The sequence below is a fragment of the Luteolibacter yonseiensis genome, from assembly GCF_016595465.1.
Lineage (GTDB): Bacteria > Verrucomicrobiota > Verrucomicrobiia > Verrucomicrobiales > Akkermansiaceae > Luteolibacter > Luteolibacter yonseiensis.
In genome coordinates this window covers 615,240-640,713 of the sequence record NZ_JAENIK010000004.1, presented here as the reverse complement: position 1 = coordinate 640,713, position 25,474 = coordinate 615,240, and the positions used below count along the sequence as shown (strand labels likewise).

General features: G+C 63.0%; 13 protein-coding genes. 2 read left to right on the top strand and 11 right to left on the bottom strand.

Going from position 1 to position 25,474, the window contains the following annotated elements; translation table 11 throughout:
* Window positions 1-169: 169 nt before the first annotated feature.
* Window positions 170-4,219, top strand: coding sequence for an alpha-L-rhamnosidase-related protein (locus JIN84_RS04270; protein ID WP_200349766.1), 4,050 nt, complete (start codon window positions 170-172; stop codon window positions 4,217-4,219).
* A 25-nt stretch (window positions 4,220-4,244) separates the two neighbouring features.
* On the opposite strand, the gene JIN84_RS04265 is transcribed toward JIN84_RS04270, so the two are convergent.
* The gene (locus JIN84_RS04265) at window positions 4,245-6,440 is read right to left on the bottom strand and encodes a serine/threonine protein kinase (protein WP_325099553.1); all 2,196 of its coding nucleotides are present in this window, start codon (window positions 6,438-6,440) and stop codon (window positions 4,245-4,247) included.
* Window positions 6,441-6,772: 332 nt separating this feature from the next.
* Here JIN84_RS04265 and JIN84_RS04260 point away from each other — a divergent pair, with 332 nt between their 5' ends.
* Complete coding sequence (locus tag JIN84_RS04260) at window positions 6,773-11,614, top strand: beta strand repeat-containing protein (protein WP_200349764.1); 4,842 nt, start codon at window positions 6,773-6,775, stop codon at window positions 11,612-11,614.
* A gap of 94 nt (window positions 11,615-11,708) precedes the next feature.
* On the opposite strand, the gene JIN84_RS04255 is transcribed toward JIN84_RS04260, so the two are convergent.
* From JIN84_RS04255 to murG, 10 genes are all read right to left on the bottom strand, one after another.
* Complete coding sequence (locus JIN84_RS04255) at window positions 11,709-12,263, bottom strand: ECF-type sigma factor (protein ID WP_200349763.1); 555 nt, start codon at window positions 12,261-12,263, stop codon at window positions 11,709-11,711.
* Window positions 12,264-12,325: 62 nt separating this feature from the next.
* Window positions 12,326-13,639: a DUF1552 domain-containing protein gene (locus JIN84_RS04250; RefSeq protein ID WP_200349762.1), complete on the bottom strand. Its 1,314-nt coding sequence runs from the start codon at window positions 13,637-13,639 to the stop codon at window positions 12,326-12,328.
* Window positions 13,636-15,945, bottom strand: a complete 2,310-nt coding sequence (locus tag JIN84_RS04245; RefSeq protein ID WP_200349761.1) for a DUF1592 domain-containing protein — start codon at window positions 15,943-15,945, stop codon at window positions 13,636-13,638. Before JIN84_RS04245 ends, JIN84_RS04250 begins: the two co-directional genes overlap by 4 nt.
* Window positions 15,946-16,053: 108 nt before the next feature.
* Window positions 16,054-16,914, bottom strand: a complete 861-nt coding sequence (locus JIN84_RS04240) for a D-hexose-6-phosphate mutarotase (RefSeq protein WP_200349760.1) — start codon at window positions 16,912-16,914, stop codon at window positions 16,054-16,056.
* A gap of 7 nt (window positions 16,915-16,921) precedes the next feature.
* Entirely contained in the window at window positions 16,922-18,739 is a 1,818-nt protein-coding gene (locus JIN84_RS04235) for a cell division protein FtsZ (RefSeq protein ID WP_200349759.1), read from the bottom strand.
* 52 nt (window positions 18,740-18,791) lie between these two features.
* The gene (gene ftsA / locus JIN84_RS04230; protein ID WP_200349758.1) at window positions 18,792-20,006 is read right to left on the bottom strand and encodes a cell division protein FtsA; all 1,215 of its coding nucleotides are present in this window, start codon (window positions 20,004-20,006) and stop codon (window positions 18,792-18,794) included.
* A gap of 21 nt (window positions 20,007-20,027) precedes the next feature.
* On the bottom strand, window positions 20,028-21,011 hold the full coding sequence (locus JIN84_RS04225; RefSeq protein ID WP_200349757.1) for a cell division protein FtsQ/DivIB: 984 nt from the start codon (window positions 21,009-21,011) through the stop codon (window positions 20,028-20,030).
* A 1-nt stretch (window position 21,012) separates the two neighbouring features.
* Window positions 21,013-21,933, bottom strand: coding sequence for a D-alanine--D-alanine ligase (locus JIN84_RS04220; protein WP_200349756.1), 921 nt, complete (start codon window positions 21,931-21,933; stop codon window positions 21,013-21,015).
* Window positions 21,934-21,952: 19 nt separating this feature from the next.
* Complete coding sequence (murC, locus tag JIN84_RS04215) at window positions 21,953-24,253, bottom strand: UDP-N-acetylmuramate--L-alanine ligase (protein WP_200349755.1); 2,301 nt, start codon at window positions 24,251-24,253, stop codon at window positions 21,953-21,955.
* Complete coding sequence (gene murG, locus JIN84_RS04210) at window positions 24,250-25,347, bottom strand: undecaprenyldiphospho-muramoylpentapeptide beta-N-acetylglucosaminyltransferase (RefSeq protein WP_200349754.1); 1,098 nt, start codon at window positions 25,345-25,347, stop codon at window positions 24,250-24,252. The genes murC and murG overlap by 4 nt, the downstream gene beginning before the upstream one ends.
* Window positions 25,348-25,474 lie beyond the last annotated feature (127 nt).

Sequence of the window (25,474 nt, the reverse complement as noted above, 5' to 3'; positions counted from 1 at the left end):
TCAAAAGTGGCGGACTTCTCCGGTCTTCCGGCGGTCATGCGCTTGTATCGTGCGTTGGACGCGTGTGGAGCTTGAAACCGCGATGGCAAGCCCATGCGCCCGCCGCGGATGCTTCCCCGCGCACACGCTGCCAAATGGCCCGGACCAATCATCCCAAACCGAATCTGAAGTGACCTTGAAAATTTGCGACGGCTCCCCCACCCCTTTCTTTTTTCTCTCCATCGCGCTGGGTGTCACCTGTGCCCATGGCTATGTGTCCGGCCCCTATCAGGCGGACGGTGACACGGTCCATCTTTTCCATCTGGATGAGGCGGCGGGGTCTTTTTCCGCGAAAAACACCGGCTCTGCCGGACATGCGGGCATCACCGTGGATGCGAACGCCGCCACCGTGACGGATGTTTTCAACGGCGCCGCCGGCTTGTTCGGTGGAAGCGCGTTATTGACGAACACCCGTGGCATCGGGATCGACTTCGACAAGAACGGCGGCTTCAGCACCGGCGGCGCGGATCGGTTCGGTTTCGGCACGCTGGTGGGGACAAACCGCGCCTTCACATTGGAAGCCCTGGTCAAGCCGTCGACCGCGGATTTCACCAATCACGCCGAGATCTGGTCCGGTGATTCCTCCGCGACCGGCCAGCGCGGGTTCCAGTTCCGCATCACCGCTTCGGAACAGCTCGAATACAACGGCCTTGATTTCGGCGGAGGAAACGAGGTTGTCACCCTGCCCACGATCAAGTCCGGCGCTTGGTACCACGTGGCGCTCGCCTATACCGAGGCCGGTCAAGCGGCGGGATCGGGATTGTTCACGTTCTATTGGACGGAGGTCGGCGATTCCGTCACCCAGGCAAGCGTGCTTTCCAGTTGGACCGGAACGGCGATCACGCCATCCGTGGTCACCCAACTGGTGCTCGGGAATGAAGGCCGTTCCACCCTCAACGAAGGATTTCCCGGACTCATCGATGAAGCTCGCGTCAGCCGTGTCGCCCGCACCGCGGGGCAGTTCATTTTCAGCGTGCCGAGCGATGACGACCATGACGGTCTTCCGGATTACTGGGAGCAGCGCATTGTCAGTGCGGATGCCGGAGACGGGATCACCTCCATTGGTGACGTGTTGCCCGGAGAGGATTACGACAAGGACGGCCTGACGAATCTACAGGAATATCAGCTCGGCACGGATCCGCTCGTGATGAACGACCCGGACGATCTTGATGGAGACGGACTGGCGGACGTTTGGGAAAAGACTTATTTCCCGTCCATCTCCACCCATGACGGGGATGACGATCCTGATGAGGATGGCTTCACCAACGGGCAGGAGGAAGCCCTCGGCACCAACCCGGCGGTCTTCAATGACCCGGGGGATGTCGATCAGGACGGACTTCCCGACGAGTGGGAGCTGGGGATCATCAATGCGAGTGCCACGGACTCCATCACCGTGCTTCAGGAGGTGCGCCCCGGTGATGATTTCGACGGAGACGGGGCCTCGAACTTCGAGGAATATGCCGCCGGAACCGCACCGGACAACGCCGGATCCGTACCGGGCGACGGCGACACGGACGGGCTCACGGATGATTGGGAGAGAAAACATTTCGCCAGTCTCGCGCAGGTCGCGGGAAATGATCCGGACGAAGATGGTGCCTCCAATGCGGCCGAGCAAGGTGCCGGGACCGATCCCAACGATCCTCTCTCCCATCCGGGAGCGGAGGTGGATCCGGGCCGGCCGGCCGGGCTGATGGTGGATCTCCTTGCCCTGCCCCACCTCACGACCATTCCTGACAAGACACCGGAGTTCGCATGGATCTACCAGCCCTCGCGCCGTGGCGACTTCCAGAGCGCCCGCCGGATCATCGTGGCCTCCACCCCGCTGCTTGCGGGAAAGGGCACGGGTGACATCTGGGACAGTGGTAAGATTTCTTCCGGTGATTCGGTCGACGTCGGATACACCGGCCCCGAGCTCGTCGCCGGCCAGACTTACTCGTGGCGTGTCCGCACTTGGGACGCGGAGGGAAAAGGCGGCGCATGGTCGGCCATCCAGACATTCACCATCGACTCCACGCCGCCCCAATCAGGCGCGCGTTCCATCTACAAGGCATCCGCGAACGACAGCACGGGCTACAACTGGGCCGGGCGGTACCAGCCCGCGTTCGGAACCGTCGTGCCGCCGGTCAAATGCATCGCCAAGGGAGACGGCAATTATTTCGTCGATTTCGGGAGAGACGGCTTCGGTTATCTCACCGTGCGCCTGAACGGTGCCTACGCCGGGAGGAAGATGACGGTGAGGTTCAGCGAGCACGCCACCGCGAACTCGGTGGTGGATGCCGGTGGCACCACCACCGACCCGGCCACGACGCAGGCGACCGTCACGCTGCGGAACGGCGATGTGGTTTACAAGATCCGCAGCAACGACGTCAGTGGCAACGGCATCCTGGTGGACGGCTTCGCAGGGGGCGTGGTCACGCCCTTCCGCTACGTCGAACTGGCGAACTGCCCTGCCGGGGTGACGGTGGCGGACATCCGCCAGCAGGTGCTGCATGTTCCGTTTTCTGGAAAAGCCGCCCGCTTCGGTTCTTCCGACCCAACGCTGGACGCCGTTTGGGAAATGTGCCGCCATTCGATGAAGGCCACCACCTTCGCGGGTGTGTACGTGGATGGCGACCGCGAACGCCTGCCTTACGAGGCGGACGCCTACATCAACCAGCTCGGCCACTACGCGGTGGATCGCGAATTCACCACCGCGCGCTATTCTTATGAATGGCTGCTCGACCACTCGACCTGGCCGACCGAGTGGAAACTGCATTTTCCGCTGATGGCTTGGGCGGACTACATGCACACCGGCAACGTCGAGGCCCTGGCGGTGAACTACGGCAAGCTTGTCAGCCACGTCGCGCAATACCAACCGGAAGTCCGCGCCGACGGGATACTCTCGCATTCCAACAACAACATCGTGGACTGGCCGGCCGGCGAGCGGGATGGCTACGTGCTCACGGCGGAGAACACGGTGGTGAACGCGTTCTACCACAAGTCCTGGAGAATCCTCGCGGACATCGCCGGGGTGCTTGGAAACACGGCGGATCAAGCGGCGTTCACGGCGCGCGCGGATCTCCTCGCGTCGAATTTCAACAGCGTGTTCTGGAACGGCAGCCGCTACAAGGATGGCGCGTCGACCGCCCATGTCTCGGCCCATGCCAATTTTTTCCCCCTCGCCATGGGGATCGAGCCGCCGGACAAACAGGCGGTTCTCGATTTCCTGAAATCCAAGAAAATGCCGTGCAGCGTCTATGCCGCGCAGTATCTGCTGGAAGCCTTGTTCGAAGGCGGCGAGGCGGATCACGCCATCGGACTGATGAAGGACAACTCCACCACCTACGACCGCCACTGGTGGAACATGATCGCGAAGGGTTCCACCATCGCGATGGAGGCGTGGGGAAACAACTACAAGCCGAACCAGGACTGGAACCATGCATGGGGCGCGGTTCCCGCGAACATCATCCCGCGCTATGTGCTGGGTCTCGCCCCGCTCACGCCCGGCTACGCGACCGCACGGATCCAGCCACGGCTCGGCACCGGTGAAGGAACCAACGGCCTGACTCTTGCTTCCGGAGTGATACCCACCATCCGCGGACCCGTCGGGATCCGGGTGGAAAATTCGCCCGGCACCTTCCGGCTCACCGTGGATATTCCGGGAAACATGCTCGTCCGCGTGCTGGTCCCCACCAAGGGCTTGGCCGATCCGCGTCTCATCGTCAATGGAACCACCGTCGCCGCTCCGGTGGAGAACGGTTGGCTCGTCCTTGAAAACGTGCGCGGCGGGAGGCACTCCATCTGGCTGGGCAGTGCGTCCGATCATGCGGAGCTGCGTGAAAATTGGAAAACCGCGATGTTCGGCGACGATGGAGCCTCTGCGGATGACGCTCTCGATCCGGATGGAGACGGCGTGACCAATGGCGACGAATTCATCGCCAACACCGATCCCCTCGATCCCGCCGATCGTTTCGTGATGAAGACGTTCGAGACAACGGGCGCGGGTGCTCCGTTCCACATGACCATCCCTGGGAAACCCGGCCGGCGCTACCTGCTCGAACGCACCACCACCCTGCTGCCTGACTCGTGGTCTTCCGTCGACGCCCCTCCCCTGCTCACCCGGCCCGGAGACCTGGTACTGGAAGATCCCGCGCCGCCTTCGGGAAAGGCCTTCTACCGCGCGCGGGTGGAGCTGCCCTGAGTCCGGCGGCTGTGTGGTGCACGCATCACCTTTTGGCGATCTCCTGCTCCGCCTCCTTGACCAGCAGCTCGGCGATGACCCAGTCGAACCAGTAGGGAGGAACCGAGCTGCCCTGCACCGCGTCGTTTCCTTCGGATTCGGTGATAAGCTTTCTGGCTTCCGCCAATGTCTCGTCCGCCTTCGCGACACCTCCCATGCGTGAGTGGATCATGGACAGAAGGGTGAGGATGGATGCGCGGCAGGAATTCTTGATCCGGGGATCCGCCAGGCCGGTTTCGCAAACCCTCAGCGCGGCTTCGTGAGCACCTTCCCGGTAGTGGTAGAGACCCAGGGCGAAGCCCGACCAGGAAGGAAGGGAAGTGAGGGTGGGCTCCCCCATCACCTCCACCGTGTGCCTGAGACGCTTGAGCAGGTCGTGGTCGGCAGGGCTGAGGAGGCAGATCTTCAGGAGATGCTCCGCTTGCAAGGTATTGCGCGGGGTGAGGTAGCGCTCCTTCACCTCCCTGCGGAACGCGAGGTATTCCTCCTTCTCGTGGTAGAGCAGCGCGGAACTGATGGCCAGGAAGTCCGACCGCTGGAGGACGTTGGAGGGTTCGTCCAACAGGTTCGCCTGCATCAGCAGCTTGAAGCATTGGATCGCCTGGTCCCATCGGCCGTGGGTGGCGTTCCAGTCTCCGAGAGCCCGGAAGACGGATGCGGCTTCGAGCGATGGCTCGATGGACGACAAGGGGTATTTCTGCCGCAATGTGTCGGCCTCGTCGATGCGGCCCTGATCGAGGAGGAATGCCACGCGCGCGACGTTCGCCCGCGCGTCGGCCTCCTCGCGCAGGCGGCTTTCCACGGCCCTGGCGGCTTGTGCCTCCTCGCGCAGCCGGAGCTGCTCGCGGAGCGCCTGGCGTTCGCGCTTGTAAAGCCCGGTGGAGATCACGAGGCCCGCCACCAGCGAGGCCGCGAGCGCGATTCCGGCACTCACGGCGAGGCGGTTCCGGCGGATGAATTTCTCGAGAAGGTAAAGCCGGCCCGGTGGCCGGGCGGTGACGGGCTGGTGCTCCAGGAACCGCTGCACGTCCCGCGCGAGACTGTTGACGGTCTGGTAGCGGCGCGCCCGGTTCTTGTCCATCGCCCTGAGCACGATCCAGTCGAGGTCGCCGCGGATGAAGCTGACCAGTTGTGTGGGCTCCGCCTTGCGATCCTTGGCGACGGTTTGCAAAACGTCCCTGCCCACCTCGCCGAGCATGAGGGAGGGGCGTTGGATCTCGGTGTTGAGCAAGGTGTCCCGGATTTTTGAAATACCCTGGGTGGCCAGCAGGTCGCCGTCCAGCGGGGTGCGCGAGGTCAGCAGCTCGTAGAGCAGCACGCCCAGGCTGTAGATGTCGCTGCGGGTGTCCACGTCCAGTCCCGCCAGATCGATCTGCTCCGGACTCATGTAGGCGGGCGTGCCGAAAAACTGATCGTGCGACGTGAACGGCTTTTCTCCGAAGGCCTGGGACTCGATGGCCTTGGCGATGCCGAAATCAATCACCTTCGGTTCATCGAGGCCATCGTGGTCGGCGACGAGGATGTTCGACGGCTTGATGTCCCGGTGGATGATGCCCTTCTGGTGCGCGTGCTGGATGGCGTGGCAGACCTTGATGAAAAGATGGAGCCGCTGCACGGTTCCCAGTTTCTTCGAGTCGCAGTAGGAAGTGATTTTCTCACCGGTAACGAGCTCCATCACGAAGTACGGTCGTCCGGACGAGGCGGCTCCGGCATCGAGCACCTTGGCGATGTTCGGATGGTCCATCAGTGCGAGCGCCTGCCGCTCGATCTCGAAACGCGCGATGACGCTCTCGGTATTCATGCCGAGCCGCACGATCTTGATCGCCACGCGCCGCCGGATGGGTTCCTCCTGCTCCGCCTCGTAGACCACGCCGCCGCCGCCCTCGCCGATGCGTTTCACCAGACGGTAACGGCCGAGTTTCGCTCCGGGGCCTTCGATCAACGCATCCAATGGTGACGCGGCGGAAGTGTCCGAGGGTGCCATTTCGGAAATGATGTCCGATGCCATCCGGGCGCGTCGTTCGCGGGCGTCGAGGAAAAAGGACGTGGCTCCACGGGTGGCGTCGACCAGAATCCTCATTTCGGAAAGTCCCTCCGCGTCGTTCTGGAACGTTCGCGTCAGAAACTCCCTCCGCGCCTCTTCATCAAGCGACAACGCGACCTCCAGAATCGCGCATTCCACCTCTCTTGAAGACTCGGCTTTTGTCACTGGGGGTTGGGATTTGAAAATGTCGGGCCGGACTTTTTGCGGGATCCGCAGGCGTTCTTTTCGCCACGGCTTTCCGCAACGGGGCCAGCGGGAGATTGCGCGGAGTTCGGGCCGGGGCGCAATGCCTTTAAACCCAAAAAGCCCAACCTGCTGATCATCAGGATAATCGTTGGCGGATTCTGCCAAAAGAAACTTTTTTGATCTTTTTTGGCGGAAATCGGCAGGGGACGTCGCAGTCCGTCGGAATTCCCCGATTGAGAGGATCGCGATTCGAAAATCCACAAAACCATACAAACCCACATTTCATGAAGTCTAAGCCAAATTTATTCGGGCGGGCCGCCCGATTCCCCCTCGCCGCCAGTTCCGCCGCCGTGTCCATCTGCTTCGGGGGTGCGGCGTTCGCAACCGTCTGGGACGGCACCGGCACCGTGGTGACGGAGTGGAACGACAACGGCAACTGGGTAGGTGACATTGGCACCACCGGTTCGGCCGCCACCATCAACATCAGTTCGCCGGTCGCCACCATTTCCTCGAACATCACGACCCAGCCGGCGGATATCCTGATCGGTGCGGGAGCCTCCACCAATGGCCGGTTGGATCAAACCGCCGGCACGGCACAAACGGGCAGCGGCAACTGGATGAAAATCGGTCACAACGGCGGCACCGGCGTGTTCAACCTGGCCAACACCGCGGCGACCGGCGGAACCCTCACCGGATTCGGCCAAGGCTCCGGCAGCATGAACGTGCGGGGGGAGCTCCGCATCGGCGGTGGTGACGGGGGCAGCGGCGGCAACGGCCGGGTGAACGTCCACACCACGGGGACGCTTTCCTCCACCAGCGCGCTTCACGTCGGCACGAATACCAGCACCGGGGTTCTGAACATCGACAGCGGCACGGTGGCCCCCAATGGCACGGTCAATATCGGCAACGGCGCCGCAGGTGCCGGCGGCGTCACCGGAACACTCAACATGTCCGGCGGGGCTTTCACCAAAACCGGTGCCAACAATTTCATCGTCGGTGATGCCGGAGGAAACGGCTTCGTGAACCTGAATGGCGGAACCATCACCAGTAACAACAACTTCGCGGCAGCCCAGGCCGGAGGAAAGGCCACGGTCACCGTCAACGGCGGAACCATCAGCAACAACGGCGAGTTCTGGGTCGGCACCGGCGCGGGAAGCATCGGAACCGCGACGTTGAAGAGCGGAGTGATCAACACGAACAGCTGGTTCTGCGTGGGACGGCAGACCGGAACCGGGACCCTGAATGTCGAGGGAGGCACCATCAACAAAACCAACAATGGAGGAGCCTTCATCGTGGGAGACGGCGCGAACGGCACCCTGAATCAGACGAACGGGACGATCTCGGTGAATGGAGCGGAGTTCTGGGTTGGATCGGGAGCCGGCGCCAGCGGGACCTACGCGATGAGCGGAGGAACGCTCAACCTGGGCAACTGGGTGGTCATCGGGCGCAATGGCGGCGCGGCCTCTTTCACCCAGACCGGCGGAACCATCAACAAGAGCGGTACCGGGGACTTCATCCTCGCCGCGGGTGGCGGAAACGGCGGTTCGACGGCGGATTACACGTTCAAGGGCGGCTTGGTCGATGTGACTGGCGGGGTCACCCACATCGGCAAGGAGGCCAACAACACGGCCGTGCTCACGATGAAGGAAACGGCGGTTTTCCGCACTTCCCAGATGGTCGTCGGGTTCTCGGGCAGCACCGGAACCGTCAATCTTTCCGGCGGAACACTTGAAACCCCCAGCCTCATCGGCGGATCGGGGACTTCCACCGCCCACTTCGACGGCACCACCCTCCGTGCGACGGCAAGCACCGACTCGCTGGTCTCCGGAATCAGCACGGCGGACATCGTCACCGGTGGCGCGCTCATCGACACCCAGGGATTCACCGCCACGGCCTCCCAGGTCTTCGGCGGCGGCGGCACTCTCACCAAGCTCGGCAGCGGCACGCTGAATCTCACAGGCGACAGCACCCACACCGGTCCCACCCAGGTGACCGATGGCAAGCTTGTCGTCACAACCCGGAACACGGAGGCGGGCGCTTTCACCGTGGCGAACGGCAAGACGCTCGGCGTGACACGCCGCTCGGCGGGCCAGTCCCTGAACGTGTCCAATCTCACGTTGGGAACGTCGGCGTCGGCCACCACGCTCGAGATGAATCTGGGGAGCTTCGGCAATCCGGGATCCGCGACGTTGAATGTCGTGGGAAATCTCGCCGTCAACGGGACCACGACCATCAATATCAGCAACGGCTACCCCGAGGTCGGATCACTGCCATTGATCCAGTTCGGCTCCAAGTCCGGCACGGGCACGTTCGTTCTCGGCTCCCTGCCACCGGGCGTGGTTGCCGAGCTGGACACCACCACGGATCCCAACATCGTCTATCTGGTCATCGACCAGGCGAAATTGCTGGAATGGGATGATTCGGAACTCACCGGCGGGGTCTGGAATACGGCGAATACGAATTGGAACGACGTCCTCACCGGAGCCCCGGCGCCGTTCACCACCGGCGCCCCGGTGGCGTTCCTGGATCGCGGGCTCGTCGATTTTGAGAATCCGCCGAATCCGGATGTGGTCATCGCCGCGGAGGGAGTGAGTCCCGGGCTCGTGACTTTCAACAACGACGTCATCAGTTATTCGATCACCGGCGCGGGCGGCATCAATGGAACAGCCAGCGTGCTCAAGCAAGGTCCCGGAACCGTGACCATCAGCACCCCGAACGCCTATACTGGCGTGACCCGCATCGAGGCCGGCACCCTGAGTGTGGGCGGCATCGCGAACGCTGGAAGCCCGAGCGGCATCGGAGCTTCTCCGGTCAATCCGGCGAACCTCGTGCTGGCCGGCGGCAAGCTGAGTTACACCGGCCCCGCGGCGACCACGGACCGTGGCTTCACCATTGCGGCAAGCAACAGCGCGATCGAGGTCGCGAATTCACTCACGGTGGGTGGAACGGTCACCGCCACCGCGGGACTGTGGGCCAAAACCGGCGCCGGAACGCTCAGGCTGACAAACCCCGGTGCGAATATTCTCGCCGGTGGTCTCAGCCCCGGCGTCCGGGTCGAACAAGGCAGCCTGGTGCTGAGCGGCGGCGGCACCCAGACGAACTCCGTCACCGGTGACGTATGGGTAGGCACCGTGCTCACTTCCGGTGCGGACCTGGTGCTGGACCACACCACGCTGAACAGCACCGGTTACCTGGCGCTCGCCCGTGGCAACGGAACGGAGGGACACGTGTCCACCGCCACGTTCACGAGTTCGACGGTCGCCACCGCCAATCTATCCCTCGGCTATAACAACGGATTGGCCGAATACGTTGGAACCTCCGTCCTCACGCTGAACGACTCCAGTTATACCACGGGATTCAGCAAGATCGGTGAAAGCTCCGGAGCCACCGCGACGGTGACCCTCAACGGCGCCTCCTCCATGGTCTCCGACAATACCGACGTGGCCCAGAACACCGGCTCGACCGGGACGCTGAATATCAAAGGTACATCGACCTATCGCTCGAACAACCGTCTGTGGATCGCTCCGAGTGTTGGAACCACCGGCTCGGTCTCTCTGGAAAACTCCGGCAGTCTGACCGTCCTGGCCGATGCGGATGTCGGTCGCGGTGGAAGCGGCAGCCTGAGCCTCAAGGACAACGCCTCATTCAGCACCACCGGGAGCTTGTATGTCGGAAGGGATGTCACCCAGCAGGGGACCGTCACCCAGACGGGCGGCACCGTGACAGGCGGCGGAAACGAATTCCAGATCGGTAAATCCGGCACCGGCACCTGGCTGCAAAGCGGCGGTGTCACCAACGCCGGAGGCTGGGTCGCCATCGCGCGTGAAACCGCCGGTGTCGGCGTGCTGACCGTCTCCGGAACAGGAACATTCAACCAAACCGGAGCGGACCGTGCCATCGTCGTCGGGGAAAATGGAAACGGAACCCTGAACATCCAGGGAACCGGCACGGTTTCTTCCGTCGGCTCGGGAGGAATCATCCTTTCCCGTGGCGGAGCCACCGCCGCGGTGAATCTTGACGGAGGAACGCTCGTCGCCCTGAAAATCAGCGACGCGGGTGGTACCAGCAGCTTCAGTTTTAACGGCGGCCTGCTCAAGGCCGGCACCGGAGCTGCGGCCGAATTCATGACGGGCATCGACACGGTGACGGTGAAGGCCGGAGGGGCGAAAATCGACACCAACGGCAATTCGATCACGATCGCACAACAACTGCTGGATGGCGAGACCGGTGGCGGCCTCGTCAAATCAGGAGCGGGAGTGCTGACCCTGACCGGTTCCAACACCTACGCCGGCGCCACGCTCGTGAACGCGGGCAAACTGGTGGTGGATGCGAACTATTACGGCCAGGGGAACTTCACCGTCGCGGACGGTGCGGCGCTCGGGGTGAATCTTGTTTCCCCAGGCACCCAGTTGTCGGTGAACCATCTCACCTTGGGTACCTCCGCTTCCTCCACCCTGGATATCAGCTTGGTCAGCGATGCGCCGGATCCGGCCTTTGCCCCGGTGAATGTGGCGGGAAATCTCACGGTGAACGGCACCGTGACCATCAACGTCACCAATCCGGCACCTGTGCTCGGCCAGTTCCCGTTGATCAAATATGACGGCTCCAAGGTCGGAACCGGCACGTTTGTCCTCGGAACCCTCCCGGCGGGACTTGGTGCCATGCTGGTCGTCAACAACGGCAACAAATCCATCGACCTGCAGATCAACACGCTGCCGGGCACTCCTTATGGCAGCTTCGAGGCCAGCAACGGCATTGCCGGAGCCGGAGCGGGGGCGGACTCCGACCAGGATGGGATCAAGAATGGCATCGAGTTCGTCATCGGCGGCGATCCATCCGGACCGGGTTCCGACTCCAGCGCGTTGTTGCCCACGTCGAAGGTCAACGGAGCCTATCTCGACTTCGTCTACCGCCGCACCTCGGTATCCGCCAGCAGCAATCCCTATGTGGAGTATGGCTCGGACCTGACGGGTTGGACGACCGCGGTGGCTGGTACGAACGGGGTCGTCATCAACGTGGAGGCGAACGGCTTCGGCACCGGAGTGGACAAGGTCACCGTACGTATTCCGCAATCCCTCGCGACCAATTCCAAACTGTTCGCCAAGCTCGGCATCCGGATCCCGTGATCCGGAGAACCGCCCGCTGAAAATCAGAAGGCCTCCCGGTTCCGCCGGGAGGTCTTTTTTCTTGCGGAGGGTGCGGTGCGGGAGATGCCGCCGCTCACGTCAGGTGTTTCGTGATCAGGCGGTACAGCTGTGCCTTCGCGAACATCCATTGGCGTTCGACGGAACGCACGCTGCGTCCGGTGATCTGGCCGATCTCGCCGCTGCTCAATCCACCGTAGAATTTCAACAAAACCACTTTCGCGGATTCCGGATCACTTTTCTCCAGAAGTGTGAGGCACTCGTGGATCATGATGATGTGGTCGTCGTTCTCCACCCAGTCCTGATCCATGAAGGACAGGTCGTCCGGGCGTCTCCGTTTGATGCGGGCCTTGCTCCTCGCCCTCTCGACCAGGATCCGCCGCATCGCCAGGGCTGCCGCGTTGAAGAAATGGATCTGGTCATCCCACGATCTCTCCTCGTTCCCCGAGATACGGAGCCACGCCTCGTGCACCAGCGCGGTCGGCTGGAGGGTTTGATTGCCCATCTCGTTTTTCAAGCGGAACGCCGCCAGGCGCCGGAGTTCTTCGTAAACCAACGGCAACAGTTTGTCGGATGCGGAAATATCCGCGGTTCCGCTGAACTCGAAGGCATGGGTGGCCGAATCCGACATGCACGCACGTTAGAGGCGGGATCTTGGGGCGCAAGCCGAATGAAAACGAGGGGACGTGCGCGTCACGCCAGCGCCAGCGCCCCGCCCTCGCAGAATTTTTCCTGCCCGAAGACGGGAATATGGTGACCGAACGCATGCGCGATGGAAAGCCACAGCCGGTTGTGGGCCACGTTGTCGAACTGCATGGCCTGCCCTGTCTTGAAACCGAGTCCCCCGCCGAGCAGGACGAAGGGAATGTTGTCCAGACTGTGGCTGTTGCCTTTCCCAAGCTCGTTGGTCCAGACAATGGTGGTGTGGTCCAGCATCGTCCCCTGGCCACCGGGTTCGGGGATGCTTTCCAGTTTCTTCGCGAGGTAGGCGAGTTGTTCGCAGAGCCAGGTGTTGATCTTCACCAGTTTTTCCTGGGCGTCGGCATTGTTGTCCGGCTCATGGGAGAGGTGGTGGTGGTCGTCATGAATGTCCAGCCAGCGCATGCGGGCCTGGCCGACGCTGTTGGTGTATTGCAGCGTGGCGACACGGGCCATGCCGTTCGCCATCGCATTCACCAGAAGGTCCGCCTGCATGGTGCTGATCTTCGGGATTCCGTCGTTGTCCAGCGCGACTCCCTGTTCGAGGGAAGGTGGCGGAAGCAGCAGGTTTGTCGTCCCGCTGCTCTGCAGGTCCTTCTCCATGTCCCGCACGAAGGTTACGTGCTGGTCCAGCAGGTCCCTTTCCTCGCGATCCACCTTCGCGGCGATGCTGCTGAGGTCCTCACGCACTTCATCCAGAACGCTGCCGAGATTTTCACGATCCTTGGTACTGCCGTAGAGTTTCTCAAACAGCGCGTAGGGATCGCTGGCGGGAGCCAGCGGCTGGTTCGGGCCCGCGTAGGATTCGCGGGTCCACGGGTCCGCCCGGTTCGGCACCGCCACGCCGAGTTCCAGCGAGCCGAAGCGTGTCGCGGTTTCCTTGCGGGCTTGCAGGAAATTGCGGATTTCCTGGTCGATGGAGATGTTCCTCGCCCATCCGGCGGGCTTGTCGCTGCCGCCCTGGATGTTTCCCGGCAGAAGCTCGTCCGCCGTGAGAAGGCAGCTGATGCCGCGCATGTGGCCGTCGCCGTCGCCCCGGATCTTGTTGCAGACGCCCTTGAGCGTCATCAGGCGGTTTTTGAACGGATCCAGCGGAGCGAGGATGCGCTTGAGCTTGAAGTCCGCGCCCACCTGGTCCGGCCAGAATTCCGGAGGCACGGTTCCGTTGGGGGTGAAGAGGAAGATGATCCGTTGCATTTTCGAACCGGCGGCATCCTGCGCGAGGGAGGGCAAGGCGGGAAGGAACGGAAGCGCGGCGGCGGACAATCCGAGCTGGCGGAGAAACGAGCGGCGGGTGGTGATGTTCATCGTTTTGCTTGGTCTGGATTCGGGATGCCCTGCAGGGCGGCGACGGTGTTGATTTCGGCGAAGAGATTCCGGACGTGGTAGCCGGAGGCGGTGAAAGAGGCGTCGAGCTTGCGGACGGCGTCGTAGCCGTAGACGGCGGGATTCTGTTTGATGGTGCTCTGGAACAGCTGGCGGATGAAACCCTGCCGCGCGGTGTCGGATCTCACCGCGTACGCGGCCACATCGCGCGGTCCCGCGAGATGCAGGATCTCGCCCTCGGTGGTGGGAAACTCCGAGGCGGGGTTGATCGGTTTCCCGCCATCCAGCGTGCGGAAGCGTCCTACGGGGTCGAAGTTCTCCAGCGAGAATCCGAGCGGGTTGATCGTCTCGTGGCAGGTCATGCATGAGGCGTTGCGCGTCATTTCGGCCACCTTTTCCCGCATGGTCAGTTTGGGATCGAACTTGTGGTCTTCAAAGGCGATGGCCTCCGGCGGCGGCTTGAGGATGCCACCCAGCACGTTCCGCGAGAGAAACACCCCGCGGTGGATGGGAGAGGTGATGTTGGGATGGGCGAGCCGTGCCAGCAGATAAGGATGGGTGAGGACGCCCGCCCGCTCGGAGGGATCGAATTTCACCGGTTTGAATCCGCCTCCATCCGGCACCGGCATTCCATAAAATTCCGCCAGACGGTCGTTGAAGAGCAGGTAGTCCGCTTCGATCAGCTCGCGGTAGTCGGATTTGTCACTCCAGACGACGCCTTCCACAAATAGCTCCAACGACCGCCGCAGATCGGCGACAAGCGGGGCGTCGAAGCCGGGAAATGCGGCGGGGTCCTTGCTCAGCTCGCTCTCCACATCCAGCTTCAGCCAGCGTTGGAAAAACTCCCCGAGCTTTGCCCTGGCCCGGGCGTCGGAAGCCATCCGGCGCGCCTGGGCCGCCACCTGTTCCGGGGTGTGGAGCTGGCCGGCTTTTGCCAGATCCAGCAACGTCTGGTCCGGCAGCGAATCCCAAAGACCGAGGGCCAGCCGGTTGGCGACGGTGAAATCATCGTGTTCCCCACCCACTTCGGGATAGAGGAACCGCGGTGATTTCAAGACGAGGATGACCGCGCGCTTCACCGACTGATCCGGCGTCAGATCTCCGGTGAACGGCCGCTCGACGTAGATTTGCCGGAGTTCGTCGGTGAGCGGCCGGCGGAAGGCCCGCTCGGCGAAGGTGGCGACCCATTGTTTCAATTTCGCCACCCTGTCTTCCGCATCCATCCTGACGTTGGCCAGAATCTCCAGGCGGTCCGTCACCTGGTTCGCCGCCTCGATGGCCGCGGCGGTGGTGGCCTCGTGCCAGTCTTTTGAGATCCCGGTCCCACGTTCGTAACCTTCGCTCGCGTCATCCGCCGGGAAGGTGGTGGAAATCACCGGGACATGTGCGGCTCCGGCGGGCGAGAGATAAGGTGTCGAAACCACGGTCCAGCCGCCACGCGGGAGCTTCCACTCCAGGCTCACCATCCCCTTCTTGTCCTGGTATTTGAAGTAGTCGAAACGCATCGCGTAGCCGCGCCCGCCCAGCAGATAGACGCGCGCGGCGGACTCGCGGACATCCGTGCCGGAGCTCACCCAGGAATCGATGAGCGCCACCTGCCTCTTCGCGCCGCTGTCATCACGATGGTTGCCATCACCCGCCTGCCGGTCGCGGTTCAGATAGAGGCGCGCGCCGTTCGGCGTGCGGATCCTGAACTCATACCACCCCGTTTCCGGCGCGATGAGCGAGCCGTCCCAGGCGATGGAAAACTGATCCGCCGTGATGCCGTCCGCCGGCGAACCCTCGCCGAAATCGAACGAGATCCGCGCATCCTGGCGGTCCATCACCTTGCGCGCCTTCTTGTTCATCCCGTCGGATTGGAAATACTGCCCCTTCAATCCGGTCCCCTCCCCCGGCGCTGTGGTTTCTCCGAAACTTCCTATCAGGTCCGCCACCGATTCGCGGAACTGGCGGTTGGTGAGACGGGCGAAGGCGGCCTTGGGCGGCGGCGAGTTCCTCGCACGAGCCTCGGGTGAATAAAACGCGCCGTAGATGTATTCCGCCACCCGTTGGGACTGCTCGGCATCAAGTAGTTCCGGATGGTCCTCCGGCATGCGTTTGTCGATGTAGCGGCTGAGCGAGGCCAGCGAACGCTCGCCGATCAATGGTTCGTCCACCTCGTCCTCCACCCCCTCCCCGTTTTTGCCATGGCAAGACGCGCAGTGCTCCGCATAGATCGCCGGGCCGTCCTGCGCGGACAGCACACCCGTCAATCCGAGCAGGAGATGGCAGGAAAGGCGACGTATCACCCGGACGAATACGGCACCTCCCGGAGAATTCTACCGGAAAATAAAATCTCCGGAAGCACCGGCCCCGCCGTCGGGTTCACCAAAGGGCGGGGACGGTGGAAACGATGCTCACAGCGCGCTGCTGGAAATCTCCACCTTCAGGGTGGAGCTGGCGGATGGCGCGAGGGTGATCTGGTTTTTGGCAATGTTTCCGGATTCCACGCAGAGCATTTGCAGGTACTCCTCGTCACCGAAGTCGGGCATGCGGATGGACTTGTCGATCCATGGGTTCCACACGACGGTCGAATTGGAGCCGGATTTCGCAACGTGGATGGTGCGGCCCAGCGATGGATCGTGGATGTCGACCGTGGCGGTGGTGTCCTGATAGATGCGGTCCACCTCCCGGTCGATGAGGATGGAGGGCCCGGCCTCGACTTCGGATCGGGCGGTGAGCGAGTCCGTATAACCGGTGCCCTGCAGGCCGCTGATGGAAACCTTGTGGATGTCGCCGACCTGGAAATAAGTGTGCAGGCAGTTCGCGAAGGATCGCCCGGCGTCACCCGTATTTTTCACGGTCAGCTCCATGCCGAGGCTGTCGCCCGCGGTGACGACGAAACCGACCTCGAAATCGTCCGCTCCGGCCAGCGCGAGATCCACCCGCACGGAGCCGTCAGGCAGCAGCGCCGTCTGAAGGATGGTCCACTCGCTGAGGCGGGCGGTGCCATGGGACGGAAACCCCTCGCGCGGGCCGAACCATGGGAAAATGACCGGTACGCCGCCACGGATCGGAGCTCCGGCGACAAACTCGCTCCTGGCGCTCATGAAAAGCAACGGCGGTTCACCCTTTTTCTGAAACCCCGTGACGTGCGCGCCGTGCAGATAGATCTCCGCGGTGCTTCCTCCGGTTTCGATCAGAAGTTTCGGCAGGCCGCCGTTGCCCGGTGTGATCCGGAGATGTCCGGGGATTTCGAATTTTTCGAGGTCGCTCATGGTGGTGTTATTTTTTCTTCCGCAGGAACGGAGGAAGATCGAGATCCTCCCCGTCGAAAACGTTCGGTGACTCGCCTTCGAAACGGCCCCGTGGTGCGGAGTCGAGGGAAAGCTCGCTCTGGGAACCGCCGGATTTGATGCCGAGTTTCAGCTTTGGCAGCTCTGCCTCGACAGGTGCCGCCGCGGCAGGCTCCGGGGCGGCGAATGCCTCGGGTTCCACCGGTGGAGCGGGCTCCGCCAGGTCCTCGGGGAATTCCGCAGGTTTGGTCTTGCCCCACGGGATCGAGATCGAAGGACGTCTTTTCGGTCCCGGAACGAATACGGCGGGCTGGGGCACCGCTTCGATGGCTTCGATCGGCTCGGGGTCGGGCTCGTCCGCCTCGGCATAGACAGGTTCGGTGCGGGCCGCGGTTGGAGCTTCATCCGTGGCAGCCGGTTCCGGAGCGGGTTCCGCGAAGGTGAAGGCGTCCATCGGAGACTCGGGTTCCGGCTCGGGCGCGGGTGGCGCCGCCTGCTCCGGTTTCGTGGCGTAGTCTGGTTCGGCGAAGGGGCGCTCGTCGTCGAACAAGGAAGGAATCGCGGCGACCGTGGCGGCCGCGCGGCGGAACTTGGAGAGCGGAGAAACGGCGGCGGGTTCCGTCGCGGGCGCGGCTGCCGGTTCCGGGGCGGCTGTGAACTCAGGGATGGGAGCGATGAAATTCCTGACCGGTTCCGGTTCCGGCCGGGGCTCGGCAGCCTTCACCACCTCGGGCTCCACGGTTTTTTCGGCAGGCGGGGTGAACCCTTGGCTGGGATCCAGCAGCGGGTTTTCCGGCGTGTGGTGGCTCAGCGACTCCCGGGGGGCGCTGGCGAGATAATCCTCGGGCAGGGCGCTGATGAGGGTGATGGAGAGGGAGTCCCCCATCGCCGGGTCGATCGCGGCGCCGAACAGGACGTGGGCCTTGTCCGGAACGAACTTTTGCAGGCGCTGCATGAGCAGCTCGATTTCGAAAAGTGTCAGGTCCTCGCCACCGGAAAGATGGACGAGCACGGTTTGTGCGTCCTTCAGCAGCGCGCCCTGATCCAGCAACGGGCTGTTGAGGGCGTTTTTGAGAGCCTTCGACGCCCGGTCCTTGCCGGATGAAATGCCGGAACCGAACAGGCAGCGCGAGCGGTTCGTGCGCAGCGCGCTCATGAGATCGTCGAGGCCCACGTTGATCAGTCCGGGCCTTACCACCAGGCGGATGACCGCCTTGATGGACTCGCAGATCATGTGGTCCGCGGCGGCGAAAGCCTCGTGTATTCCTTGTTTCGCCAGCACGAGCTCGCCCATGCGGTTGTTGTCGAAAGTGACCAGCGCGTTTGACAGGACCGCGAGCTCGTTGAGAGCGGTCTCGGCCTGTTCGCGGCGGCGTTTGCCCTCGAAGGCGAAGGGCATGGTGGCGAAGACAACGACAAACGCGCCTTCCTCCCGGGCGATCCGGGTGATGATGGGAGCCGCGCCGGAACCGGTGCCGCCACCGAGCCCGGTGCAGAGGAAGACAATGCGGCGGCCCTGGATGGCGGCGCGGATCTGTTCCTCCGACTCCAGAATCGCCTGGTGCCCGAGCACCGGATCCCCACCGGCACCGAGGCCCTTGGTGAGGTTCACGCCCAGTTGGATCTTTTCCCGGGCGAGGCACGAGGCCAGCGTGCGGATGTCCGTGTTCAGGGCCAGCAGTTCGGCGCCCTCCATGCCGTCGAGGGCGATCCTCTCCAACATGTTCGCCCCCGCCCCGCCGAGGCCGATGATTTTGACTGCGGAGGTGGGGATCGTTTGCTGGGGATCTCGGGTGTAGGGGATCATGGAGATGGGAAGGTTGGACGTTGGTTGTTGGAAATGGTCAGGGGTGCCACCGTCATTTTCCGAACGGCCAGAACATGCGGCCGATCTTTCCGATGATTCCCGGCGGGGTGGCGCGCTCGGTTTCGAGAATCTGCGCGTAGCGGATGAGGCCGATGGCGGTGGCGTAGTGGGGATCCTTGAAACTCGCCTGCACGCCGCTGATCTCCGGAGTCTCGGGACGGTAGATGTCGCGGCCGAAGACGTCGAACGCGAGACCGTCGAACCCGCGCATGAGGCTGGTGCCGCCTGTCAGGAATATTCCGGCACCGATGTTTTCAACGGCACCGATGGGCAGGCGCGCGCGGACGAGCTTCAGCGTCTCCTCAAGCCGCTGGCGGATGATTTCGTTGAGCACGCCGCGGCCGACCTCCACTTCCGCGAAGCCGCGGTCGTCGGTGAGTTTCGCCGTGCCGACGGATTTCACCGGATCCGCGGAGGCATCCCCTTCCAGGATCTTCAGCCGGTCCGCTTTCGAAAACGGCAGGCCGGTGACCAGGTGGATGTCATTCGTCACGTGGTCTCCGCCGACGGGAATGCAGCCGGACGCGGCGATGGCGCCGTTCAGATAGAGCGCGTAATCCGTGGTCCCCGCCCCGATGTCGATGACGAGGGCTCCACGCTCCCGCTGCTCGCGGTCCAGCGCCATCTGCGCGGTGGCGATGGGTGAGAAGACGATGTCATCCACCTCCAGCGGCATTTCCCTCACCAGCTTGATGCTGTTCTGAATGCGCGTGCCGATGCCGTGGACGATGTGGAAATCCGCCTCGACGGTTTTTCCGAACAATCCGACCGGGGAGGTCGAGTGTTCGAGTCCGTCCAGCCAGTAGTTCCGGATGATGGGGTGCAGATAGACGTGGTCCTGCGGGATGTGAACCTCGCGGGCGATGGTGCGGGCTTCCTCGACGTGCTCGGGAGCGACGGTGGGTTCTCCATCCGGCAGGCGGAAGGTGCCGCGGTTGTTGACGCCCTGGATGTGGGAGCCGGTCACCGCGAGGAAAACGCTGCCGATGACCACGTCGCTTGCGTCTTCCGCCTTGGCGAGCGCGTCTTTCAGACAGGCGCGGGCCTGGGAGAAATCATAGATCTCCCCTTTCCGGACACCCGCGGTTTTCGTCACTCCGATGCCGAGGATCTTTACGGCGCTGTCCGGCTTCACCTCGCCGACGACCATGCAGGTCTTGCTGGTGCCGATTTCGAGTCCGACATGAATTTTCGTGCGACGGGCCATGGGTAAATTGAACGGAGGAAATCAGTTGCGGTTGAGAAGGGTCTTGAGATCGCTGGAGCGGCGCTGCTCGCGAAGCTCCCCTGCGGTCGGCTCGGCGATGGGGACCGCCCGGGGAGGCGTGGCCTCGGTCCGCAGTGTGATGGGGATGTTGTGCTTCGGAATGAGATTGATGGTGGCGATGTCGTAACCCTCCTCGCCCGAGTGATCCATCGCGGCGCGCAGGCTGGCGATCTGGCGCTCGTGGTCTCCGAGCCCGAAGGTGGCGGAGATGCCTTCACGGGTGACGAGCAGCAGGGACCATGCGTTCACCTGTTTCACCGAGTCGATCCAGTGGATGGCGTCGGGATCGGCGGCGCGGGCGGACTCCAGCAGCCGGAAACAATGCGCGAGTTCGGGGTGCGGGATCCTGCCGCCGGGTTGGATCGGGTGTTCCTCCGATGAAGGCAGTTGGATGCATGGCAGGTTTGCCGCGGACTCAAGCTGCAGTTCCGGACACGGGTACGCGACACCGTCTTGATCGACCAGCATCGCACCGGCGCCGCGGGTGTCTTGCAAGCCCGCCTCCGGACAGGAGATCCAGGCACGGGGGGTGCGGGGACTGACACGGACCACGAGTTTTCCCGGCAGGTGCCGCTCGACATGGGCTTCCCGAATGGCCGGCATCGCCTTGAGCTTTGCTGTCACCGCGTCCACGTCGATGTCGAACAGGCTGCCGGTCAGGTTGATTTCCGCCACCTCGGCCACACCACCTTCGTCGATAACCGGATTCGGGTTGAGGTCGATGACCTGCAGCCGGAAATCCGGATTTTTATAAAACGCCTGCTGGATGCCGAGCCAGCATCCCCAGCCGATGCCGCCGAGAATGGCGAGAAGGCAGGCGATCTTGGCAAGCTTTCCCACGATCCGGAGGAAACCAAACCAAACAATGCGCGGCGACATGACGCGGACTTCCAGAATCTGGGAGCGCGAGCGGCGGCGGGGTTTGCTGGTCTGGCGTTTGAACATGTCAGGAACGGAGTTTGAGCGACAGCTCGGCGATGGTCACGCAGAGCTCGGGAAAGGGAATCCCGGCGGCGGCGGCGGATTTGGGCAACAAGCTGGTGGCAGTCATACCGGGGATGGTGTTCGCCTCTAACACGAACGGCCGGTTTTCGGAATCCAGCAGGACATCGACACGTGAGTAAACCTCGATGCCCAGCGCGCGGTGCGCGGCGGCGGCGGCGGCTTGCACGGCCATGGTGGTCTCCAGGTCGAGATCGGCGGGGCATTGGTATTCGCTGCCTTTTTTGCCGCTGAGCCATGGATACTTGCTGTCCATGTCATAGACCCCCTCGGGTGGGGTGATCTGGACGATGGGCATGGCCTTGCCGTCAAGAATGCCCACGGTCAGCTCTTTTCCTTCGATGAACTCCTCGACGAGGACGGTGCCGTACTTCTCCGCCGCCTTCGCGAGGGCGGCGGGGAGATCCGCCTGGGATTTGACGATCTGGATGCCGACGCTGGACCCTTCGAGCGGTGGCTTGATGACGAGCGGTGCGCTGATGGTCAGGGTTGGAATGGTGCCGGGAGCGAGTGCGACCGTTTCCGAACGTGCGGTCGGCACTCCGGCGGCGACGAATTTTTCCTTCGCCAGGGTTTTGTCGATGGCGAGCTTGCTGCTGGCGGGACCGGCGCCGGTGTAGGGCACGCCCAGCCGCTCCATCGCGTCCTGGAGCTGGCCATCTTCACCGAATGTCCCGTGGATGACGTTGTAGGCAAGGTCGGTACCTTCCGGCAGATGGATCTCCGTGGTGGTGACATCGACGGGCGTGGCGTCCAGGCCCAGATCCAGCAGTGCCTCGAGCACGGCTTTTCCCGAGACCAGCGAGACTTCCCGCTCGGCTCCGGGGCCACCCATCAGGACGGCGATTTTTTTTCCAGTAAGCATTTTGGTGAATTGTTGGATATCAGAAGGCGGGTTCGTCATCGCCGAGGATCTTGACCTCCGTTTCGAGGGTCACGCTGCGTTCTTCCTGTGCTTTTTCCTGGATGAATTCGATGAGGGTCAGGATTTCCAATGCGGTGGCTCCGCCCTGGTTGACGACGAAATTTCCATGCACCTCCGAAACCGCGGCGTGACCGCAGGTGGAGCCTTTCAGTCCGAGCGAGTCGATCACGCGGCCGGCCGGAATATATTCGAGATTCTTGAACGTGCAGCCAGCGGATGCGGCGATCGGCTGTGAGAGTTTCCGCTTCTCGCGCGAGGCGTCCCAACGGGCCTTGATGTTCTCGGCACTGTCGTTCTTGCCCTTGAAAACGGCCTGTAGGGCGAAGTTCCGCCGCAGTTCGGGGACGTTCCGGTACTGGCTGACGATCTCCGCCCGCTCGCGGGTGCGGATGACGCCGTCTTCATCGAGGAAGGTGACCCGCACCACCTGGTCGAAGGTTTCCACACCCATCGCTCCGGCGTTCATGCGGAGCGCTCCTCCGACATTGCCGGGGATGCCTTCCATCCATTCGAAGCCGCCGATTCCGCTGCCCCCCGCGATGCTGGCGAGCTTTTTCAAGCGCACGCCGGCTCCGGCGGTGATTTCCCCACGGGTGCCGACGGAAACTTCGGAGAAGACGCCGCCTGTCGGGTGGATGACGGCACCGCGGATGCCCCCGTCGCGGACAAGAAGATTGGACCCGCGGCCCACCACCCGGACAGGGATGCCGCGCTCGCGACAGTAATCGACGAGGAAGGCGAAGCCATAGAAGCTGTGGGGCTCGATCCAGAATTGCGCCGGTCCGCCCACCAGCAGGGTCGTGTGGCGCGACATCGGCTCGTAGAGCTTTCCGTCGATCTCGCCGGGAGGCATGAGACCGCGCATTTCCTCAAGGATCTTCAGGTCCGCGGCGAGGCGGGTGCCCGCTTCGTGCACGTTTCCTGCGCCCAGCGTGATCAGCAGGTCCCCCGGCTGCAGGGCATGTCCGAGCGCGTGGTGTGCGGTATCGAGGTCCGGCAGGTACGTCGCGGGGATGTCGCCGTGGGCTTGCATCGCATCCACGATGGTCTGGCCGGAGATGCCCTTGATGGGCTTCTCGGACGCCGCGTAAACGTCGGTGACAAAAACAACATCCGCATCCTGGAGGACTTTGCCGAAATCATCCGCGAGCGCCTTCGTCCGCGAATAACGGTGCGGCTGGAACAGGACGATGATGCGCTTCGACTTCAGCGAACGCGCCGTCTGGAGCGTGGCGGCGAGCTCGGACGGGTGGTGGCCGTAGTCGTCGATGATGCGGTAGGCGGGTGAAAGATACTTGGTTTCGAAACGGCGCTTGGCTCCGGCAAAGGTGGCGAGCGCCCGCGCGACGAGGGCGAACTCCGCGCCGCAACTGTCCGCCAGGGCGATGGCCGCCAGCGAGTTGAGAATGTTGTGGTTCCCGGGAATGCCCAGTTCCACATCGCCCAGAACGACGCCGTTCTTCTTCACGGTGAAAGCGGAGGAGCCCTTGAGATCCCGGATGTCCGTGGCGGTGTAGTCCGCATCTTCCCAGCCGTAGGAAATGGCGTTTTCACGGCTGGCACAGACTTCCGTCGCGACCGGATCCTCGGCGCAGTAAACGAGTTTCCCGGTCGTCTGGTCCGCCAGCTTGGAAAAGACTTCCTTGATGTGGTCGATGCCTTTGTAGAAATCGAGATGCTCGGCCTCGATGTTGAGGATGACGGCATGCTCCGGGTGGTAGAGGGCGAGCGTGCCATCGGATTCATCCCCTTCGGCGACCATGTGCTCGCCGTCCTTCGACCATTTCGCATTGGCTCCCAGGATCGGGATTTCCGCGCCTACGTAATGGGATGGCTTCTGGCCGGCCTCGCGCAGGACATGGGCGGTCATGGAGGACGTCGTGGTCTTGCCGTGTGTTCCGGAGATGACGATGCCTTTTTTCGTATGCAGGATGGCGGCAAGGCACTCGGCGCGGCGGAGCAGCGGGATCTTCGCTTTTTTCGCGGCGGAGTAGGCCGGATTGTCGGATTTGATCGCGGAGGAATAAACCACCAGGTCCGCGCCCTTCACGGCGGCGGCGGCGTGTGGCGACGAGAAAATGAGACCCACGCCCTGCATGCGCTCGGTTTCCGCCGTGGTCACGCGGTCCGAACCACTCACCTTGTGACCCATTCCCAGCAGGAGCAGGGCAAGTCCGCTCATGCCGGAACCGGCCACGCCGATGAGGTGGATGTGAAGCGGATTGCTCCGGTCGGTGAGGCGCTGGCTGAGATCGGTCATGATGAGGTGAGAGTGGCTTCGATTGCGGCGCACACCCGGTCCGCTGCGTCGGGGACGGCGAGTGCGTGGGCCGCTTTTGCCATGCGTTTGTAGGTTGGCAAGTCTTGCAAAATGGAAGTTGCGAGTCCGGCCAGCTTTTCCGCGTCCAGATCACGCTCTTGAACGAGAATGGAAGCTCCGGCATTCGCGAAAACCTCCGCATTCCGCGTCTGGTGGTCGTCCGCCGCATACGGGAATGGAACAAGAATGGACGGGTGTCCGGCGATGGAGATCTCCGTCAGGCTGGAAGCGCCGGATCGGGCGATGACGAGATCCGCCACGGCGTAGGCGGATGGCATCTGGTCGCAGAACCCCAGCACCTTGTATCCTTCACGGCCTTGGGTGATTTCGGTGACCCGTTGGAAATCAAGCGCTCCCGCGATGTGGAGCACCTGCGTCTGGGGTGGAAGGCTTGCGGCCGCCTGGGCGCAAAGTTCGTTCAGGCGTTTCGCTCCCTGGCTGCCGCCGGTGACGACGATGGTGGGGCGGCCGACCTCCAGTCCGAACGTCGCTGCAGCCTCTTCCAACGAAGGAAGATGGATGATTTCCGGGCGCACCGGTGTACCGGTTGTCACGGTCTCCCGATTCGGGAAAAAACTCTTCGCCGGTTCCAGACCGAGGAACACCCGTGTGCAGAAACGGCTCGTCAGGACATTCGCGCGACCGGGCCGGGCGTTGGAGTCGTGGATGAACGTCTTCAACCCCATCTTGTGTCCCGCGTAAACCGGCGGCAATGAAGTGAAGCCGCCCATTCCCAGCACCGCATCCGCCTTGAATCCACGGATGACCTTCCTGCAATGCCTCACGCTGCCCCACATTTTCCAGAGAAACGGCAGCATCCGCAACGACAAGGTCGGCGGCTTTGCCACCGCGGGCATGGTCTTGAAGGTCAGATGCTTGTACTTCGCCGATGCCTCGGAATCCACCTTCTTCTCCGAGATCAGCAGGAGCACTTCATGACCCCGCGCGAGCAGGGCTTCCGCCACGGCGATGCCGGGGAACAAATGGCCGCCCGTGCCGCCACAGGCGATGAGAATTTTTAGGGATCGAGACACGCGCGGAAGAGTGAAAAGCCATCGCCAGGTGTTGGGAAACCTTTTCCCGCACCTCTCCGGCAGAAATTACGCAAATCGGTATTATCCGGCAATCCTGAAAGTGAATCGAGCTTCTGAAGTCCACTGC

What these genes read in the sequence shown, in the direction of transcription:
- JIN84_RS04225 (WP_200349757.1), bottom strand. Translation starts at nt 21,011, where the DNA reads ATGTTCAAACGCCAGACCAGCAAACCCCGCCGCCGCTCGCGCTCCCAG.
- JIN84_RS04240 (WP_200349760.1), bottom strand. Translation starts at nt 16,914, where the DNA reads ATGAGCGACCTCGAAAAATTCGAAATCCCCGGACATCTCCGGATCACA.
- JIN84_RS04235 (WP_200349759.1), bottom strand. Translation starts at nt 18,739, where the DNA reads ATGATCCCCTACACCCGAGATCCCCAGCAAACGATCCCCACCTCCGCA.
- JIN84_RS04250 (WP_200349762.1), bottom strand. Translation starts at nt 13,639, where the DNA reads ATGAACATCACCACCCGCCGCTCGTTTCTCCGCCAGCTCGGATTGTCC.
- murC (WP_200349755.1), bottom strand. Translation starts at nt 24,253, where the DNA reads ATGACCGATCTCAGCCAGCGCCTCACCGACCGGAGCAATCCGCTTCAC.
- JIN84_RS04260 (WP_200349764.1), top strand. Translation starts at nt 6,773, where the DNA reads ATGAAGTCTAAGCCAAATTTATTCGGGCGGGCCGCCCGATTCCCCCTC.
- JIN84_RS04220 (WP_200349756.1), bottom strand. Translation starts at nt 21,933, where the DNA reads ATGCTTACTGGAAAAAAAATCGCCGTCCTGATGGGTGGCCCCGGAGCC.
- JIN84_RS04255 (WP_200349763.1), bottom strand. Translation starts at nt 12,263, where the DNA reads ATGTCGGATTCGGCCACCCATGCCTTCGAGTTCAGCGGAACCGCGGAT.
- ftsA (WP_200349758.1), bottom strand. Translation starts at nt 20,006, where the DNA reads ATGGCCCGTCGCACGAAAATTCATGTCGGACTCGAAATCGGCACCAGC.